Here is a 19061-nt window from a genome sequence, read left to right on the forward strand (position 1 = left end):
ACGGAAGAGAAAAATGGCAGATATTCAAAAAAGTTTAACTGAACTATTAGATATTAATGGTTCTATTGCAGCATGTATTGTTGATAGTAACTCAGGCATGGTACTTGGTAAAGCAGGCGATGGTATTGATCTGGATTTAGCAGCTGCTGTAAATACAGAAGTAGTATCAGCTAAAAAACGAGCAATAAAGGAATTAAAGCTTGAAGATAGTATTGACGATATATTAATAACGCTTAATAGACAGTACCACATTATCTCACCTGTAACTTCGAACCCTGACCTGTTTATTTATTTAGTATTAAATAAATCAGTTGCTAACTTAGCATTAGCTCGTATTAAAGTTAACAGTGTTGAATCTAGCTTAACAATATAAAACTCAACATAATTTAATCTATAAATATCTATATTTTAAATTATTACCGGGTTAATAGAGTATCTTTTAAATAAAGATACTCTTTTTTTAACCAAAAAAATCCTCCCCTACCAAACTTCTATTTTGTTAAAATAACAACTTTAAGTAACTATAATAATAGTCACTTCAGTTATACCTTCAATGATCATTTGCATTCCAATTACAACAAGTATAAGTCTCATACATCTATCCATTACGCCTAATACCAATTGCATTAAATAAGTGATCTAAATTTTGCGCAGGAAAAATGACTTAGTTTAAGGCGTAACTTAAGTTAAATAGTTGTTCTATTTACGAAAGTTACAACGAAGAAATAAGTTATTTTAACAAGTAAAATAGATCAGTTAATCAGTGTGATTGGTATAAATTACTCTTATACCAATCACACTGATTAACTTCAGCTGTTTAACACTAACCCTATAACCTTTCCTGATAGATAATACAGTGCAAACCCACCTAAACATCAGAAAAATAACAATCCCCTTCCGCAGACATCTGTATTAAATAATTAACCAATGGCTAACAAATAAACCATCACCGAGTGAATAAAGTTATACAGTCAACATTATTGACCATATACACAAGCAATATTACATAAAATTTACTACACTATATGGCTAGTGAAATGAGTGCCGATTACCCTTTATTTAATATGAGTAGAGATTAATAATGAAAGAAATAAATTTAAGATTACTAATGTTAATTTCAGTTACTGTTTTAGTAGGCTGTGGAAGCAGTAGTGATGAAGTTGAGTCTACAAATACAACTGACTCATATAACATTAATAACACAGAAGCGACTGGTATTGAATACAATGCTAGTTGGATGGCAGGTACTTGGGGGATTACACAACGTGTAGACGGTGGTTATAAATTGGATAACTCCGCAGACTCCTCTAATTGGCAGGCAGGTGCAGAAGAAATTGTTACTAACATTCCTGCGGCAGAATACGTCATAACATCATTTACCCACCCAGCGCACGGCCACCTATTCACATTACGAACTAATAATAATGTGGATGTATCAGCAATTCACCCTGATATGGTACCCACATTAGAAAATGAAAAAATCATTCTTGATGTTATTAATATATATCGCGCTGCGGGTAAAAAAGTAATTCTATATTTAAATTCAGCAGGACCTTCAATGGCAGAGGAGCGAGGTGATACTGATATCCAAGCTGCATGGGATGAATACTATATCAATGAGTGGGATGGAGATGAAGCAGCTGCTTGGCGTAATTTAGCTCGAGGATATGTAGAGCGTTTCGATGGTTTAGTAGATGGCTATTGGTTAGACAACTCCAGAAACTTGCCAGGTGAGGTATCTGACTTTGTTGCTATGCTGCGTAGCGTTGATCCCGAATTAACGATTGCCGTTAATTATGACCAACACTACTTTACCGATGATAACGGAGAATATTTATATGTTGATTCTGACGGTTTAGATGATGAAGATGAAAGCGATTATAAAATAGTAAAACATGTAGTGACAAATGAATACATGGATTTTACTAACGGACATGTCACACCATTAGGGCGAGGTGCGCCTCCCAATTCTTGGGCTTATGAGGAATATACTATTCCAGATATGATTGAGGTACCATGGGAAACCTATGATGGCAGTAAATATGCATTAAAACACGGCTGGTTCCCTATTAGAAACTCGTGGAGTGGTTCAAAAGCTGAACTTATGTTTGATGTTGAGCAAGCTTATCGATTTGTTAGAACAGTTACTGATGGAGGAGCTGCAATGACATGGTCAACGACTCAAGACAATGGCTACATGACTGCCGATGAAATGAGTATAATGATTGAAATTAGTAATAGAATGACACAAACCCCTAAACCAGATTACTCAGTTTATGAAAGGCCAGAAGGCGCATATCTAGTGAGTGAAATAGAATAAAAATTAGCCGCTATGATAGGTAAATGTGAGCATTTAACATTTACCTATTTTTCATCCTCATAAACTAGCCAATAAACCACACTGAAATATTTAACACCAATTCAAGGTATAAATTGACGTAAATAACAGCCCCTTTTGTAAACTTACAAAGAAGAATTCGACTATTGTAATCAGCATAATAGATAAGCGATTTCTTATGATCTGTGGAACTACTAAAACAGCCCTAAATTAGATTAATTGAGCTTAAGTATCATATAATTAACTATTAAAGATATTTGAACTAAGCAATAACATATTTCTTAGTACTAATATTCAGTGACTCTATTTTCTAATTCATGTTAGCTAAGAGGTAGACAATGAGAAGCAACTAGCAACGTAACTACAGCCTTATGAGAAACTCCTAATATGGAAAAACAACATGACTCTGAAGTATCCCCTAAAAAATATTACTCCTAAGACATTAACTGTCGCACACTTTCTGTTTTGATTATCTGATTTAGAAACTTTTTATAGTATAGTTAATCAATAATTAGTATTTTAAATAATAAATTTCATCACAAAAGCATTAATGACTACAACTCACAATAATATTAATACAGAGAAATAAATATGAACGAATCTAATGAATTAATACCTTTACTCTTAGCACTTATTGCCGGAGGTATTATTGGCTTTCTTATCTATCACTTAACACTAGGTAGAAGTAAATCTTCAAAACAGCAAGAAGAGCTTGAGAAAAATAAAATAGAACTAGAAAAATATAAAGCACAAGTCAATGACCACTTTAATAGCAGCGCAGAACTAATGGGACAAGTGGCGAGTAGCTATCAAGCGCTTTACAGCCATATGGCAGACCAATCACAGTCATTATTAGGTGAAACTGCAGCCACTCAATTTCCTTTATTAAAAGAAGCAGAAAACACTAATCAAGAAATTGAAATCACTGAAGGTGAAGTTAATTCGGAAGAAGTAGAAATTACCGAGACAGAGCTTAAACCTGAAGATGTTGAAGTTACTGAGACTGAAGTGAAATCTGATGACGTTGAAATCACTGAAACTGAAGTGAAATCTGATGACGTTGAAATTACCGAGACTAAAGTTAAATCAGAAGACGTTGAAATCACTGAAACTGAAGTGAAATCTGATGACGTTGAAATTACCGAGACTAAAGCTAAATCAGAAGATGTTGAAATAACTGAAACTGAAATGAAATCAGAAAACTCTGATGTTAAAAAAGAAGAAACAAAGTAAAGTTAATTAAAAACCTGTCAAAGAGCAGTCGTAACACTGATTACGACTGCTCTTCTCCTGTAAGTAATCAGAATAAATAACCTTCAAATAACACACTTTTATATTAGCCCGGAGACTCGACATTCTGGCGGCTTTTCGCCTATATACTCAAAAAGTGCTTCTATATACTTGCCTTCGCTACTTGAATAAACACCATGAACAGAACGAGAAAATATGATAATAGGATCTAAAAAAGAGACCTGAGATTGGCGAGGCTGCGTCATGATAATACCGATTATATTAAATAAATGTTCTAAATTTTACGTAGGAAAAATGACTGAGCTAAAGGCGTAATTTAAGCCTTTCGTCGATTAACATCGTTAATAGTCTATCAAAGAATTAACGGTAAGATGTTAATTCTTTAATAGCAGTTCTATTGGCTAAAATTACAGCGGAGAAATAAGTTATTTTAACAAGTGAAATAGATCAGTTAATTAGAGTGATTGGTATAAATACTTCTCACATGTAATCATCACCTAACGAAAAGATAGAAGATCAATTATAACTCGTCAAAATTTATGGGTTTCCACAATTGTTCTTTCCATAACTTCTATTTCCCAAAATTTCTATTTTATTTATATTTTTTTTATGTAGAATGCGCACTCTCTTTCACGTCACTAGGTTCGTAAGTACCTATTGAACCCTCAATAAACTTTAGAAGTAGTAGAAATTATGTTTATTTATATTATGGCATTAGCAACGCTCATCGTAATTATGTTTGTCGCTTTTTATGTAATTTTTAGAAATATAAAAAGAGGAAAAGTGAGTAAATCGAATGAATATAACGTGTTATTTGATGAAGATACTGTAGTCGATCAATTGATAACTCAGCTTATCGAAAAAAATGAAACACAAGAAAACAAGGAAAATATTTTAAAAACTAAAGAAGAAATACTTGCAACATTTATCTCATTGCATCGTTCAGGTAGTTTTTGTTCTCGCTTAAGTGAAGATCAAATCATCTATTTTGTTAATAAAAAACTCAACATGGAAAAAAGTTAACATGTCAAATAAAGACCAAGAGTCTACAGAAAACTCATTCGCTAGCCGCTTTGGCAACCGTAACCTTATATTAATCACTGCATCATTAACCGTATTAATAGTTATTGCGATACTAATTTCACAAATGATTGCTTGGAATGAAGCTGATGAGCGATTAGTACATCAGTCTGCTTTCACTGGTAATTTAACTGTTATTAATCAAGCAGGTCCCTACTTTAAAGCTTTTGGTACTATTTCCGCTTACAAAAAAGTTATCTCCATTAATTTTACCGGTGATAAATCTGCTACGGCTAGCGCCATTGTTCCTTTAATTCCAATTCGCTTTCTTGATACAACAACAGGCGGTGCAAGAGGTGTCGCACGCTTTAGACTACCGGGTAATGTACCGCCAACGGAATCAGGTGAATTAAGGGGTTTACTCAAAATACACGAGGAATTTGGTTCACAAGAAACATTAATATCAAACTTATTGATGCGTGCGACAACTGAAAATGTTAAAGCATCAGCCAGAACTATGTCTGTAGAGCAACATTATTCAGGTGGTAATGGCCAATTAAGCCAAGATTTTTCAGACCAACTTATTAATGGCATTTTTGTTACCGAGCAAATTATTGATTCTAACGGCCGTAATAGAGCTCAAAATACACTTACAAATAATGAACAGCAACGTGTAACAATAAAGAAAAAAGAGGACAAGCAAGGTAACTTATTGCGTAACGCTCCTATTTTAGGCTTGTACGGTATCACTGTCGTTGATGCAAGCATTATTGATATTGAATATGAAAATAAAGTAAATGCAAGACTTGAAGCACAGAAACAAGCCGCTGCAGATGAAGCACTTGCAAGACAAAATCTAAAAAAAGCAGAACAACAAGCGCGTACTGAAGTTGCACTGGGCGAACAAGCAATTGCGAAGCAACGAGCCGAGTCTAAAAAATTGAAGATTAAAGAGCAAATCGATGCAGAAAGGATTAAAGCAAATGCAATTATCTCTGCACAACAGCGTGTAGCCGTCAAAGCAGAGTTAGCTAAAGAGCAAGCTGAAATATTAAAACAACAACGTTTGGAAGCGCAAGGTATGGATGTTTTAGCTGAAGCTCGTCAAAGAGCAAAGTCTTCAGCACTTGACCCTAAATATGTATTTGATGAAACACTGAAAGCAGAAGTTGAAATTCAAACATCTCTTTTCACTAGTTTAGGTAAAAGCCGTTTAGTTCCTGAAATTGTGATTGGCGGTGGACAAGGTGAGCAAAGTAACGGTTCTGAATTTATGCGTTTATTAGCTGCTGATGCAGCATTAAACCTGAAAAAACGATTAGACAATAAATAGTCGATTAGTAAACATTAATAGTTCATTTATCAATGAAGGAAATACCAATTTATACATAATAGTATTCACTTAATGTAATTGGTATGACCTTCAACTTTTTTCTGAATAATCAAAAATACTTAGGGCTAACGATTTACTTTTATCTTCATTATTCTGTTTGTGATTAAACATCTAGCACTAAGTAATAGAAATTAAACACTTAAGCCTATCTAGAAGAAGCATAAACACAAATATCGATATGAAAATTAGAAGTCAGGTAATATATCCGTTCAACACCTCATATCGTCTATATCCAAAAGGCTTTTCTGTATATTTATCTTCCAGATAAATAAACGCGACGAACACTGCGTGAAATGCAGTGGTAATAAGGCGTATCAGATAACGACACTTGTGATTGGCGAGATTGAGCCACAATAAACTACCCCCTAAGTGCAACAATAAACACATCTAAAAGATAGTTTAAGTTTTAAATTAATTCAAAGGTGGTGGGGGTCCGCTACTTTTGTTTCCGCTACTTTTGATTTAATTTAGCATCATATGTACTCCAGCAATAGCCATTAGCAATAGCCATAACGAAAATGAAGCTAAAAAAGAAAAAATAACATATTTAGATAAGTTACATAACCATACTGGAGAAATCTCAAATACCTTTTCTAAGCCTCGCTTCTTTCCACTGATAGGAAAACCTAAAATTCTCATAAACATTAAGGTCCTAACATAACCAAAAGGGAACCCAGTAAAAGTAATGATTTCCGATGATTTAAAATAAGGCTTTTTAAAATAGGTTTCCAATATATCTTTTGGCATTAAAAAATGCACAATAAAAATAATAACAAAATTAAAAAAAAGCCAACAAAATGAAAACAGCATTGATTCAAAAACTAAAGACATATTAATTATTTGCATATTATTCCAACTCCAGAGCCAGAAACGAAATCAATCTGTGAGGCAACAGTATCATATGTATAACGAGCTAACCTCCCGAGCCATAGCTCAAAGCCAAACTAGGTAGCCAAACAGATAAGCCAAGCTAAACATCCATTAATTTACATTATTATGATAATACGACTTTGGTTATCAAAAAGCTAAGTGAACAATATAAATTATTGAAATATTGAAAGTAATGCGTTTAATTTAGAAGAAAAAACTTAAAGATATCAATTTTTGTATGTAGAGATGCTTAGCGGGTGCTAATTAGGACATTATTGTTAATGAAATAAACTGCCGATTAGCTAATGCAGTCGTAACTGATTTTTACTGGCTATCCAACGCCTTCCTGTGTGGCTTGCATAAACAGCTAATGCCTCTAACGATCCGACCACTCCGTGATAATCTTTACCAAAGCGACTGGCTAGTGATAACCAAGTGTCGTCATCTAAACCCAGCTGAGAAAGTATGCTAGGACGATGGTTTGATATAGCGCCTCGTTTATCCTCTCTTATAATACGACCACTCCAATCCACTAACTCAATATAATCTAATAGCGAGAATGGAATACCTAGTGTTGATTGTTCGTTTTCATCACCTATAAAACCAAATAAAGGTTTTTCAAACTTTCCTAAGCGAGAGCCAACAATAGATGACTACATTTCTTTATACAAGTGGACTGCGATGTTAGAGGGTGCATCGCTTCTTAGGCCAGATTTATCGGATGGTGTAGCAGCATATAGTCATTTTTTGAATGGAGGAGGAAAAAAACGTACTTTTTCTTATGAACGTTACGTAATGAACGATCTTAGTGGAAAAATAACATTACGTAACGCTATTTTAGATGCTCAGAATGCTGCAATCGAACTTTGGATTAATAATGGAGATCCTGAAAAATTCTCTCTTTCTGGTCCTATAATTCCTTGTGGAACAAATAATCCTAAATACCAATTTATACGCAAAGCTTTCCCATACCCAGAAACAGAAAATTGGCAAAAAGCCATCGGGGCACATGTTATTTGGGTTAGCGCAAGTGTTACAGTTACTAAACCAGGACCTGTAATAAAAGAACCTATATTCAAAATGAACTTTACTTTGCATGCTGAAGATCAATACAACTTTAACCCCGGTATGACAGATATAGCGTCAGGCATACCTGATGATGAAAATGGGAATTTTGTAGTGGTTGGCTTTGCTCAGGGTTACTTAAATACATCTACTTTAAAACGTAGCTTTTCATGGAAAGGCTTTGATTTAGGTGTTGCTAAGATGGGTATTCCAAAAATTTCAATCGCAACAAGACCAAATAAAAAAAGATGAGTAACATGAAATTCAATTATCTAATTGCCATAATAGTTTCTATATTATTAATAGGATGCAAAGAAGTGAAAGATCCAGATACTGTAAAATCAGAACATGAAGTCCACTATGAATTAGGACTATTACCTAAAATCATGTCAATGCCAGCTACACCATTGAAAGTAAAGTGGCAATTATCTGGAGATAGAAATTTGTATGCTTTGCTGACCTACTCTCAAGAAGATTACAAATTTGTCATAGAAAACAGCACACCATTTGAAGTAGTTAGTAATACAAAATTAAATGATACTTTTTATCGTGATTGGCTTGAAAACAAAATAAAGCTAGATGCCACATACCATAATGGCAGTTATGAGATAATTGGAGTGCATGATGTTCAAGCGAACCTTTTTGTACAAGCAGAGCACTCTCCATTTGTAAATGGTAGTGTGACTCCTTTGGGCGAAGGGATAGTGTTAGTATCTTTATATGCTATGTAGGTAAATAGGTATTTATGGATATTCTATAAATACTGTTACAAAATACCTGTAAAAAATTGAAGCATTATTTTTGCTCGTACTGGATTCAAATCCACATAAGCCATGCAAGTTAATAGTACATCTTCATCTAATAGCGCTTGCCTCACGATTTATAAGAAAGTAAAACGCCCTTCCCACTAATTTGTAGGTAACAAATTACAACATCTATAGCTGTCTCCGAGGGTTAGCGCTATGGAGAAAGGTAAAAGACAAAACAAACATCCATTAATTTACATTATCATGATGGTACGACTTTAATTAATCAAAAAGCTAAGTGAACAATATAAATTATTGATATATTGGAAGTAATGCGTTTAATTTAAAGGAAAAAACTTAAAGATATCAATTTTCACATGCAGAAGTGCTTAGCGGTTGCTAATTAGGACATTATTGTTAATGAAATAAACTACCGATTAGCTAATGCAGCCGTAATTGGTTTTTACTGGCTATCCAACGCTTTCCTGTGTGGCTTGCATAAACGGCTAATGCTTCTAACGACCCGACCGCTCCGTGATAATCTTTACCAAAGCGACTGGCTAGTGATAACCAAGTGTCGTCATCTAACCCAAGCTGAGTGAGTATGCTAGGTCGATGGGTTGAAATAGCACCTCGTTTACCCTCTCTTATAATACGACCACTCCAATCCACTAACTCAATATAATCTAATAGCGAGAATGGAATACCTCGTGTTGATTGTTCGTTTTCATCACCTATAAAACCAAATAAAGGTTTTTTAGTAAAAGTGTATTCTAGTGGCTTTTCGTTTTGTTGAGCAACACCATGAATGCGCTCATAAGAAGACGTATATTCAGAGGTTTCTACACTATCACTCATTTTTGCTCGAACTGGATTCAAATCCACATAAGCCATACAAGTTAACAAGGCATCTTCATCTAATAGCGCTTGAGATTTAAAACGCCCTTCCCAGAAGCGACCAGAGCATTCATCTTCTTTATTAGCTTTACGGGCGATGAACTCGTTTAAGCAACGCATAAACCATGAGATATCAGCGAGTCTGGCTCTCCAATTGTCAATAATAGATAGGGCCACTTTATTTTCTGCTTCTGATATTGTTTGTTTTGATTGCCAACGTTCAACTAATACTGGTCTTGAATATAGCTGACACCAACGCTCACACACTTCGTCATGACTTAGCACTCCATTTGATGCTTCATCTACATGTAACACCAGATGATAATGATTGGACATGATGGCATAGGCACAGATATCAATACTAAACAGCGAAGCAAGGTAATGCATCCGTTCAACCACCCATTGACGCCTATGTTCAAAAGACTTTTCAGTATACTTGTCTTCCCCACATAAATAAGCGCGGCGAACACAGCGTGAAATGCAGTGGTAATAAGGCGTATCAGATAACGATACTTGTGATTGGCGAGATTGAGTCATATTAAACTACCCCCTAAATGCAACAATAAGCACATCTAAAAGATAGTTTAGGTTTTAAATTAATTCAAAGTAGTTGGGTGTCCACGATCTTCTATTAGAATCTACTGATTTAGCATGCTTCTCTAGATGTAAGCGAATTTTTTCAAGCGGGTATGAGTGAGATAATCGCCAATTATTCAAGATATCTAAAGCTTCAGCTTCTAATTCACATTGATTTTCATAACAGTCAGCTAATGTTTTACCTGCTCTCATTACTGATTTTTTTGACGTTGTAGGCTGAACGACTGCCACTATATTCTCCTAGTAATTTAACGCCCACATCATGCGGACTAAAATTGTGTGCCAAACTTGTTGAGGAACGAAACATGGCACACTGTTTTAGTTCCGTTTAAATTGCTTGTTATGTGTGATTTTTCATCAACTTTTTAGTTTCTTCTTTTAACGGTGTTAATATTTTTTGAAGCTTCTTGGTGCTTGGAATATATGATGAATATGAACTTTTAGGATGTTTGTAATTTGTACCTACAATTTCAACATCCTTATGTGCTTTTAAAATAATATTTTGGCTCTCACTTGAATCAAAGTGAATTTCTGGAAAATATAGCACACACAACATTTCTAGCTTGTCTGAAACCTCTGCGCTCTCAGCCATTTTATCAAGTGTAATTTGATCGATAGTTGGTAGATTAAATAAGCGAGATAAAATATCTAATGACAGTCGCTCATAGGTATAAATAGTGGTTAGAAGCTCTTCTATTTTAGTTATGAACAATTCCTTTCTCGCTTTCCTTGCAATGAACCACTGATTTAGCAGTAATAAACAAACAGCTAGGACAGCCGAGATAACAATAGAAAACAGTTTTGCTTGTTCTGAAGAGGTGGAGAATGTTTCTACAAACCAATTAATCATAGAGGTGCTTCTTATTTAGTTGAAAAGAGATAAATGCATTCACACATAACGCCCTAATAATGGGCAAAAAATTGTTGGCTAAAATGTTGAGGAACGAAAACAGCCAACTGTTTTTTGTCCTTATTAATTAGCTTGTTATGTGTAAATTTATGCATTGTCTAATGCGTATTGTCTAGCATCCCAAAAGTCACCAAGAGCTGCTCTGGTAGAAAGTATTAACTCATATATTTTTTCAAGTGAATCTTCAGAGAACTGGACATATTGTTGCTCCATTCCTCTTTTGGAAATATTGAGTTTGATATATGTATAACCATCTTCATCTGTGCTTTCCCAATCGGCATGAGCCACTAGGTTTCTTAAACGCCCAGATTCCTTTAAATTTGAAAGCAGCAAATTGTAGCCGTCTATAGAGGTGTTTAATGATGATTGAAAATCATCATTAAACCTTTTGAATAGGTCTACTTTTGCCGCATACCCCATTTTATGAAGAACAATAAGGCCAGTAGAGTCTGAACGATCAGAGAATATCTCGCATAACACTGAATCTAAGCCACTTTCAAGACCATTAAAATCTACAACGATCATTCCTATTAATGGATAAAGATTAGATAAATAATCCTCTACATTCTCTTCATCTATTTCATGTGCAAGATGCTGAACGAAATTAACAGATTTTTGCTTCACGACTTGGCGTACTCCTTTACACATAACGCCCGCTTAAGCGGACAAAAATTGTTGGTTATAATGTGGAGCGAAGCGGAACCTAACCAACTGTTTTTGTTCCGTTTAAAGCGCTTGTTAAGCATCTATTGCACGATATTCAATCGGAATACTAAATTCATTTCGTAAATATTCAATATACATTGTTTCATTTTTATCAGCTAAAGCCCCACCAACAATTATTAACTTACTAGCTTGTTGATTATCAGGCCAATATGAATACTCTAATATTTGTCCAAGGGCTTGACGTATACATGCCTTGGCAGTAGAAGCAGTCTTTATCTCATAGAAGTAATAACCTTCGTTTTGTTTTACAACAAGATCTATACTAGTCCCATTAACACTTATTTCAGTACCTACATTTCTTTCTCCATAGATTTTCACTAATTCATCATAGAGCTGATATTGGTAGTCATTATGTTTTAATCGAATATTTAGATCCTTCTTATCTGACATTCCTGATGTGGATGAAGGTTTAATTGAACAACCAGGCTTAAACTTAAACCCACTAAACCCTTTGTTTATATACTCTTCTTGTTTAGCATTTTCGGTAAATAGATAAAGAGGTAATAACCGATCTAGGGTTTCAAGAACAAGTGAGTAGTCGATTTTGTTTAATTCTTGCCTGCCACCAAGAAAAACAAAAACACCTTCTCGAATTAATTCTTCAGGAATTGATGAAGGCATATAATCATGACTTCTATTCTCCTCGTAATGCCACATCCTTAAATCTGAAAAGAGATCACTGGACTCAGATAAAAATTCATTAAAAAGAGCAATCTTAGGAATTAAAACATCGATACTAGGAAGCGATTGACTGCACTCAAGTGAGAATGCCACTCCATATCTAAGAAGGTTTCCTTCAATACCAATGTTAAATTGCAACTCTTTCCTTCCGCCATAATGCCATCCCCATTCTTCAAAAACGGTTCTTTGATCAAACAAAAAACGTGATGGCAATCTAGATAAGGAACCAATGTTTTTACGGAGTGCTTGTAAATTACCAACGTTGTAATCATTAGCATTATTATTGATTTCTTCGGCTATCTGACCCAGAAGGTGCATAGTAAACTTCCTTAGATGCTTAACGCCTACTTAAGCGGAAAAATATTGTTGGCTAAAATGTTGAACGGAGTGAAAACAGCCAACTGTATTTTTTCCGTTTGAAGTTCTTGTTAGGCTTAAATTTAATCCATACCTAGTTTTTCTTTAATATCCTTAAGCACGTCAGGATAGTGCTCTTTTAAAAAAGAATAAATAGTTATAAAAGGAAGGATAATACCTAATACATTAAAAACTGTATTAAAGTTACACATCAAAGATTCAATAAAATGAGCTGGCCTATTTAAGAGCGTGCCAATGGTTTGCGTTTTTGGTAAAGGCAATGACTCATATGTAAAGAACATAAAAATACCAGAAATAACCAGTGCCATGAGTATAGGCGGCCCATAAAGTTCTTGAAGAAATGATTTAATATGACCATCACATCTGAGTTGTGCAATTGCCAATACTAAAAAAAAAGACCAAATCATTGAAGTTATAAATGAAGAATCAATACATTGCATATACTCGGCAGCTCCTTTAAGCCTAACGCCTAATTAACAGGCAAAAAATAGTTGGTTAAAATTAGCGACGAAGGAGCAAAAACCAACTGTTTTTTGTCCTTGTTTAATTTCTTGTTATACCTCAACTAGGTGATCACTTCGGTCTGGGCCTATTAGACCTAAACTCCATTTACCTATTGGAGTCTTATTATTCCACCACTCACACTGTCGATGATAAAGCATATCAGCGACAAAGTTAGCAATATCACCGTCTGATTTGTTTGGCTGTAGATTGTTGTTTTTTATTACTTTGAAAAGCTCTTCTGCGTATTTTTTACGGTTCTTTATATCTAAATCTTTAGTAAAAATAGAAATCAATGGGCCTAGAATAAGCACCATCAATATAAACATTACCAATCCAAAACCAAGAATAAGGCCTATACCCAAAAATGCAGCTTTGATATTCACGCTTTTCTGGTAAGGACTATTATTTACATCAAAATCCCTTACGCCAACGCCTTTCGCGACAACGCTTACTTTGGGTTCTTCTGTTCCTTCGAATAGAATTCTTAACTGCATTCCATATTCAGATCTTTCAGTACGATTTATAGAAGACACTTCATATGAAAAATTATAAGAGCTCCCATCAAAATCCATATCCTTAGTAGAGATAACCAAATCAGAAACCTCATCTTGCCCGACAGCTGAATGAGCTAGAACTTTGAATTCCGATACTTTCTTCGGAGTTATTTTAATCTTTATAGGGATATCCAAATAATCTTTAGTTGTGTAATTCAGTAGCGAAACTTGAAATAAACCAAGTTTTTCTTTTTCTTCTTTGTCAACAGTAAGAATGATATCACTTGAGGGGAATTTAGGTTTTGAAAAATAGTTTTCATCAAAATCCTTATAAAGATCTAATTTTGATATTTTTAACTGTTCTGAGTATATGTAGTAACTTCCAGCAAAAGCAAAAATAGCACTAAGTGCAGCTACTAATATATTTTTCCATGTTTGATTCATCTACAAAACTATCCTTAAGGTATAACGCCTCACTAAGAGGCAAATAATAGTTGGCTAAAATAAGCGACGAAGGAGCAAAAGCCAACTGTTATTTGTCCTTTTGAGTGACTTGTTATCTTGCTATTACATAGGACTAGAATACCACTAATTAAACCAGTGACCTTGTCGCATTCTTGACTGTTCCCGTTTGCAAGTAATACGAATCATATTTGAAATAGCGCCATTAGCATCCCCATGATCCATTTGGGTTAAAAAACTCTCAACCACAGATTTTTCACCGTGTAGAATAACATCCAAAAAATGACGCTGTTCTTTATTATTGAGGTTAGTCTCTCTATGCTGGAATGAATGATGTAATGCCGCATGTAAAAACGCAGCTCGCTCTTCATCTTTTTCAATTACATCGAAGTCTTGCTTATTTAGGATAAAGTTAACCGTAAAATCAGCGTGCCCACTTCCTACGCATATTTCTAATGAGTGTTTATCATCACATTCAGTAGCTATCATTCTCATGTTATTAAATTTAATTCTTTTCATATATGCTCAAATAAAAGTGCTCACCTTTGATAAGCAAGATAACGCCGCGTTAAGCGGACTAAAATTGTGGGTTAAAATGTGTAGCGAAGCGAAACGTAACTGACTGTTTTAGTTCCGTTTAAACGCCTTGTTATAAGTCACTTAACCTTTTTACGCTGAATCTTAAGTTCTTTGTTCGCTGTTTCTAACCACAGAGGTGAACTCTGATGAGATTTTTCATAAATATAATTTAGGTACTTCAATATCTGCTCTGGACCATGAAAAGCACTTACTTTGAAGAGCTTTACTGCATAACTAATACGCCCGAACTCAATGCTGTTTATAGATAGTTTGGCTTGCATATGCATAATGACGTTACGCTCATCCACGAGGTCACCAACAGTTTTCTTTAATACGCTATGCTCTTTTAATGGTGGCGCATTGAAAATCTGGGGAGCTAATTGGAAAATTTTTGGTCTGATTGGGATTCCTAGATCAGCTGCAACTTTATCAGCAGATATAATTCGATCTGGTTTATTCGGACGAATCATTTTTAATTGGACAGGCACTCCATCGCGCATACCATGAATAACAAATGACTTGTTAACCCACGACTCTATAGAACTAATGGAAAATGTAATAGCGGCCATTGCTTGCTGACACATTGCAAAAAAGGCTGCCATGTTATCATTTGAAATATCTATTTGATTCATACCATCAAAGCTAGACTTTTCTACTTTAATGGTCTTTTTTAACAATTCAGCTTTAGTTGCAGCCTCTAATGCGTTGAAAAACATCAGAGCTTCAAATTCTGGCGGAGGTACTCGCATACGAAATCCATTATACTCCCCCTGAGCAGACACCGTTGTTACCTTGCTACCTGCTTTCGCTAGATGCCCGCTTGGTAGAACAGTATCCTCAGTCACTGAAATATTATTATCTTCGATTAAATGTTCCATATTCCACCATGACTTATAACATCTTATTAGATAACAAAATGTCACCTTTCCCGCGGAAATATGGCAAATATCTAATGATAAATAATATATATACATTACTGCAATTATCATTTTAATCAACAATTTAAAATAAAAAATGAATTATAAATCATACAGAAAGATGACAAAATGCAATATTTACGGCGGAAAGATAGCAAATTAACTACACTGTATAAATAAACATTAGTTTTATTTGTAGAGGTATTTTATGAAGTCACCATTTTTAATGGCTGTTGCTGAGAATATGCGTATGAAAAATTATGCCGAAAAAACAATTAAAGCCTATATTTATTGGATCACGTCTTATATACATTTCAATCAAAAAAAGCACCCTATTGAATGTCATAATCAGGATGTTGAGTCCTTTCTTTCATTTTTAGCTAACCAACGAAATGTTGCCCCTAAGACACAATCATTAGCATTAAATGCGCTGGTGTACTTGTATAAAGAATTTTTAGATAATCCTTTAACGTTAACACTCAAATTTAACCGCAGCCACATACAACCTAAACTCCCTGTTGTTTTAAACTTAGCCGAAATGGCATTATTACTAAAAAATATACCCGCACCACTCTCACTTCCTTGTAACATTCTATATGGTAGCGGTTTACGACTTATGGAAGTGTTAAGGTTACGAATTCAAGACATTGACTTTGATTATTCATCACTTCAAATTTGGAATGGTAAAGGGGGCAAACATCGAAGAGTTACACTGGCAAAAGAATTATTAACTCCTTTGAGAGACCAAATATCTAGTGTACGTTTGTATTACCAACAAGATATTACAAACCCTTGTTACAATGGTGTTTATTTACCTTTTGCACTTGCAGCTAAATATCCGAATGCACCAAAAGAGTTGAGCTGGCATTATTTGTTTCCATCATCAAAACTAAGTTTAGAACCAGGAACAAATAACCTAAGAAGACATCATTTGCATGAAAGTAATTTACAGCGAACAATTAAACGGACAGCAAAACAATTAAATTTTGATAAACCCGTCACGTGTCACACATTACGTCATTCATTCGCCACACACCTATTACAACGCGGCGCAGACATAAGAACAGTTCAAGAACAATTAGGTCATTCAGATATCAGGACAACACAAATTTATACCCATGTATTACAAGCTGGTGCAAATGGTGTACGTAGCCCTTTCTCTGATTTACAAGCAATAAATGAATAATAAGCCGTTATACAGAATGGCTCGCCGACGGAGTTAAACATCAAACCGCCACTATGCATTTTCACTGAGACAGTGGGAACGAGGAATAAGCCACCTCAATCCACAAACAAAAAAAGGGAGATAACATTACCATTACTAGTAACATCATCTCCCTCTCTATAAAGAGAAAACTAAATCAAAAAAAGGACTAACCTTCTTTAGATTCTTCTTTCTCTTCTTTTTCCGTTTTCACAACCGCAATGTTCAACTCAGCCAGTGCCGCTGGATTAGCGAAACCTGGAGCATTAGTTAATGGACAAGCTGCAGATGCTGTTTTCGGGAAGGCAATTACTTCACGAATTGACGTTGTTTTAGTCATTAACATCACTAAACGGTCTAAACCAAATGCTAAACCTGCATGTGGTGGCGTACCGTATTGTAATGCTTCTAATAGGAAACCAAACTTGTCTTGTGCTTCTTCATCAGAGATGTTCAAGATGCGGAAAATCGCAGCTTGCATATCTTGTTTGTGAATACGTACAGAACCACCACCTAACTCACAACCATTTAGTACCATGTCGTAAGCGTTAGAGATAGCGCCTACTGGGCTTGCTTCTAACTCTTCAGCGGTTAGGTTAATTGGCGCTGTGAATGGGTGATGTAATGGTGTTAATGAACCATCTTCAAGTGGTTCAAACATTGGGAAATCGATAACCCAAAGTGGTTTCCACTCATCTTTAATTAAGCCTAGGTCTTCTGCTACTTTCAGACGTAATGCACCGATTGCTTCTGCCACTACGTTTGCTTTGTCTGCACCGAATAGAATGATGTCGCCATCTTTTGCTTCTGTGCGTTTTAGAATTTCAGCAACGATCTCTTCGTTTAAGAATTTAGCGATTGGCGATTGAACACCTTCAAGGCCTTTAGCCACTTCGTTCACTTTCATCCATGCTAAACCTTTAGCACCGTAGATGTTAACGAACTTGCCGTATTCATCGATATTTTTACGAGAAAGTGACGCGCCACCTGGTACACAGATTACTGCAACACGGCTGTCAGCGTCATTTGCTGGACCAGAGAATACGTTGAATTCAACTTCTTTTAATAGGTCAGCTACGTCAACTAATTCAAAGTCGATACGTAAGTCTGGCTTATCACTACCAAAACGACGCATTGCTTCTGCGTAAGTCATTTTAGGGAATAAACCTAAATCAACATCTAGCATCTCTTGGAAAAGCTTAACCACCATCTCTTCTGTTTTATCCATCACTTCATCAGCACTCATGAATGAAGTTTCGATATCTATTTGCGTGAATTCTGGTTGACGATCGGCACGTAAGTCTTCATCACGGAAACATTTAACGATTTGGTAGTATTTATCTAACCCAGACATCATTAATAGTTGTTTAAATAACTGTGGAGACTGAGGTAATGCAAAGAACTGACCTTTGTGTGTACGGCTTGGTACTAAGTAGTCACGCGCACCTTCAGGTGTTGCTTTCGTTAAGATAGGTGTTTCAACGTCTAGGAAGCCGTTGTCATCTAAGAAGCGACGTACAAAGCTACTTACTTTTGAACGGAAAACCATACGCTCAGCCATTTCTGGACGACGTAAATCTAAGTAACGGTAGCGTAAACGTTGCTCTTCAGAGTTGGTTTGGTTGCTATCTAGTGGAGATGGTTTTGCACGGTTTAAGATTTCTAGCTCAAGACCACGAATTTCAATGCCGCCAGTGGTCATGTTTTTGTTTACTTGACCTTCAGGACGCGCACGTACTTCGCCTTTCATTTTAATACAAAATTCATTACGAACAGTCGCTGCTATAGCCGTTGCTTCTGGTGTGTCGTTATCGAAGAAAACTTGTACAATACCTTCACGATCACGTACGTCTAAAAAGGTTACACCACCTAGATCGCGTTGTTTGTTTATCCAACCTACTAATTCAACTTCTTGACCAATGTTAGCCTCGGTCACTTCACCACAATACATAGTGCGCATTATCGATTCCTGTTTTTAAATACATTACAAAATAATTCAATACATTATAAAAGAAAATGCCCTCAAGGC

21 protein-coding genes are annotated in these 19061 nt (G+C 35.3%); 8 read left to right on the forward strand and 13 right to left on the reverse strand.

The features are described 5' to 3' along the window. The first annotated feature begins 13 nt into the window (after positions 1–13). The 3 genes from V5290_RS12160 (at position 14) to V5290_RS12170 (ending at position 3571) form a co-directional block, all read left to right on the forward strand. A complete protein-coding gene (locus V5290_RS12160; RefSeq protein ID WP_333386019.1) occupies positions 14–373 on the forward strand; it encodes a hypothetical protein in 360 nt (119 codons plus the stop codon). A gap of 735 nt (positions 374–1108) precedes the next feature. Further along, positions 1109–2320, forward strand: a complete 1212-nt coding sequence (locus V5290_RS12165; protein WP_333386022.1) for a hypothetical protein — start codon at positions 1109–1111, stop codon at positions 2318–2320. Between the two features lie 609 nt (positions 2321–2929). After that, a complete protein-coding gene (locus tag V5290_RS12170; RefSeq protein WP_333386024.1) occupies positions 2930–3571 on the forward strand; it encodes a YhcB family protein in 642 nt (213 codons plus the stop codon). A 98-nt stretch (positions 3572–3669) separates the two neighbouring features. Here the strand turns inward: V5290_RS12170 and V5290_RS12175 are convergent, their stop codons facing one another. Beyond that, the gene (locus V5290_RS12175; RefSeq protein WP_333386027.1) at positions 3670–3834 is read right to left on the reverse strand and encodes a hypothetical protein; all 165 of its coding nucleotides are present in this window, start codon (positions 3832–3834) and stop codon (positions 3670–3672) included. 448 nt (positions 3835–4282) lie between these two features. Here V5290_RS12175 and V5290_RS12180 point away from each other — a divergent pair, with 448 nt between their 5' ends. Then, entirely contained in the window at positions 4283–4612 is a 330-nt protein-coding gene (locus tag V5290_RS12180; RefSeq protein ID WP_333386030.1) for a methanolan biosynthesis protein EpsI, read from the forward strand. A 1-nt stretch (position 4613) separates the two neighbouring features. Beyond that, positions 4614–5942: a hypothetical protein gene (locus tag V5290_RS12185; RefSeq protein WP_333386033.1), complete on the forward strand. Its 1329-nt coding sequence runs from the start codon at positions 4614–4616 to the stop codon at positions 5940–5942. Between the two features lie 522 nt (positions 5943–6464). On the opposite strand, the gene V5290_RS12190 is transcribed toward V5290_RS12185, so the two are convergent. Continuing rightward, positions 6465–6848, reverse strand: a complete 384-nt coding sequence (locus tag V5290_RS12190) for a hypothetical protein (protein ID WP_333386036.1) — start codon at positions 6846–6848, stop codon at positions 6465–6467. A gap of 326 nt (positions 6849–7174) precedes the next feature. Next, entirely contained in the window at positions 7175–7405 is a 231-nt protein-coding gene (locus tag V5290_RS12195) for a transposase (protein WP_333386039.1), read from the reverse strand. Between the two features lie 148 nt (positions 7406–7553). On the opposite strand from V5290_RS12195, the gene V5290_RS12200 reads away from it, so the two are divergent. Further along, positions 7554–8189, forward strand: a complete 636-nt coding sequence (locus V5290_RS12200; protein WP_333386042.1) for a hypothetical protein — start codon at positions 7554–7556, stop codon at positions 8187–8189. A gap of 5 nt (positions 8190–8194) precedes the next feature. Next, a complete protein-coding gene (locus V5290_RS12205) occupies positions 8195–8668 on the forward strand; it encodes a hypothetical protein (protein ID WP_333386045.1) in 474 nt (157 codons plus the stop codon). A 456-nt stretch (positions 8669–9124) separates the two neighbouring features. Here V5290_RS12205 and V5290_RS12210 read toward each other — a convergent pair whose 3' ends face one another. The 9 genes from V5290_RS12210 to V5290_RS12250 all read right to left on the reverse strand — a co-directional run bounded on the left by V5290_RS12210 (position 9125) and on the right by V5290_RS12250 (position 15789). Further along, entirely contained in the window at positions 9125–10117 is a 993-nt protein-coding gene (locus V5290_RS12210) for a transposase (RefSeq protein ID WP_333386047.1), read from the reverse strand. A gap of 54 nt (positions 10118–10171) precedes the next feature. Further along, positions 10172–10408 (reverse strand): hypothetical protein, encoded by a 237-nt coding sequence (locus V5290_RS12215; RefSeq protein ID WP_333386050.1) that lies wholly within the window; start codon positions 10406–10408, stop codon positions 10172–10174. A 109-nt stretch (positions 10409–10517) separates the two neighbouring features. Further along, positions 10518–11027 carry a hypothetical protein gene (locus V5290_RS12220; protein WP_333386053.1) on the reverse strand — a complete coding sequence of 170 codons (510 nt, stop codon included), beginning with the start codon at positions 11025–11027 and terminating at the stop codon, positions 10518–10520. 147 nt (positions 11028–11174) lie between these two features. Beyond that, positions 11175–11711: a hypothetical protein gene (locus V5290_RS12225; RefSeq protein ID WP_333386055.1), complete on the reverse strand. Its 537-nt coding sequence runs from the start codon at positions 11709–11711 to the stop codon at positions 11175–11177. 114 nt (positions 11712–11825) lie between these two features. Next, positions 11826–12812: a hypothetical protein gene (locus tag V5290_RS12230; RefSeq protein WP_333386058.1), complete on the reverse strand. Its 987-nt coding sequence runs from the start codon at positions 12810–12812 to the stop codon at positions 11826–11828. 122 nt (positions 12813–12934) lie between these two features. Continuing rightward, entirely contained in the window at positions 12935–13312 is a 378-nt protein-coding gene (locus V5290_RS12235; protein WP_333386061.1) for a hypothetical protein, read from the reverse strand. Between the two features lie 114 nt (positions 13313–13426). Continuing rightward, on the reverse strand, positions 13427–14314 hold the full coding sequence (locus tag V5290_RS12240; RefSeq protein WP_333386064.1) for a hypothetical protein: 888 nt from the start codon (positions 14312–14314) through the stop codon (positions 13427–13429). Between the two features lie 144 nt (positions 14315–14458). Continuing rightward, positions 14459–14827 (reverse strand): hypothetical protein, encoded by a 369-nt coding sequence (locus V5290_RS12245; RefSeq protein ID WP_333386067.1) that lies wholly within the window; start codon positions 14825–14827, stop codon positions 14459–14461. Positions 14828–14988: 161 nt separating this feature from the next. After that, a complete protein-coding gene (locus tag V5290_RS12250) occupies positions 14989–15789 on the reverse strand; it encodes a hypothetical protein (RefSeq protein ID WP_333386069.1) in 801 nt (266 codons plus the stop codon). Between the two features lie 247 nt (positions 15790–16036). On the opposite strand from V5290_RS12250, the gene V5290_RS12255 reads away from it, so the two are divergent. Beyond that, positions 16037–17014, forward strand: a complete 978-nt coding sequence (locus tag V5290_RS12255; protein ID WP_333386073.1) for an integron integrase — start codon at positions 16037–16039, stop codon at positions 17012–17014. 187 nt (positions 17015–17201) lie between these two features. On the opposite strand, the gene aspS is transcribed toward V5290_RS12255, so the two are convergent. Further along, positions 17202–18992: an aspartate--tRNA ligase gene (gene aspS, locus V5290_RS12260; RefSeq protein ID WP_333386075.1), complete on the reverse strand. Its 1791-nt coding sequence runs from the start codon at positions 18990–18992 to the stop codon at positions 17202–17204. Between the last annotated feature and the right edge of the window lie 69 nt (positions 18993–19061).

The organism is Psychromonas arctica, assembly GCF_036697365.1.
GTDB lineage: Bacteria > Pseudomonadota > Gammaproteobacteria > Enterobacterales > Psychromonadaceae > Psychromonas > Psychromonas arctica_A.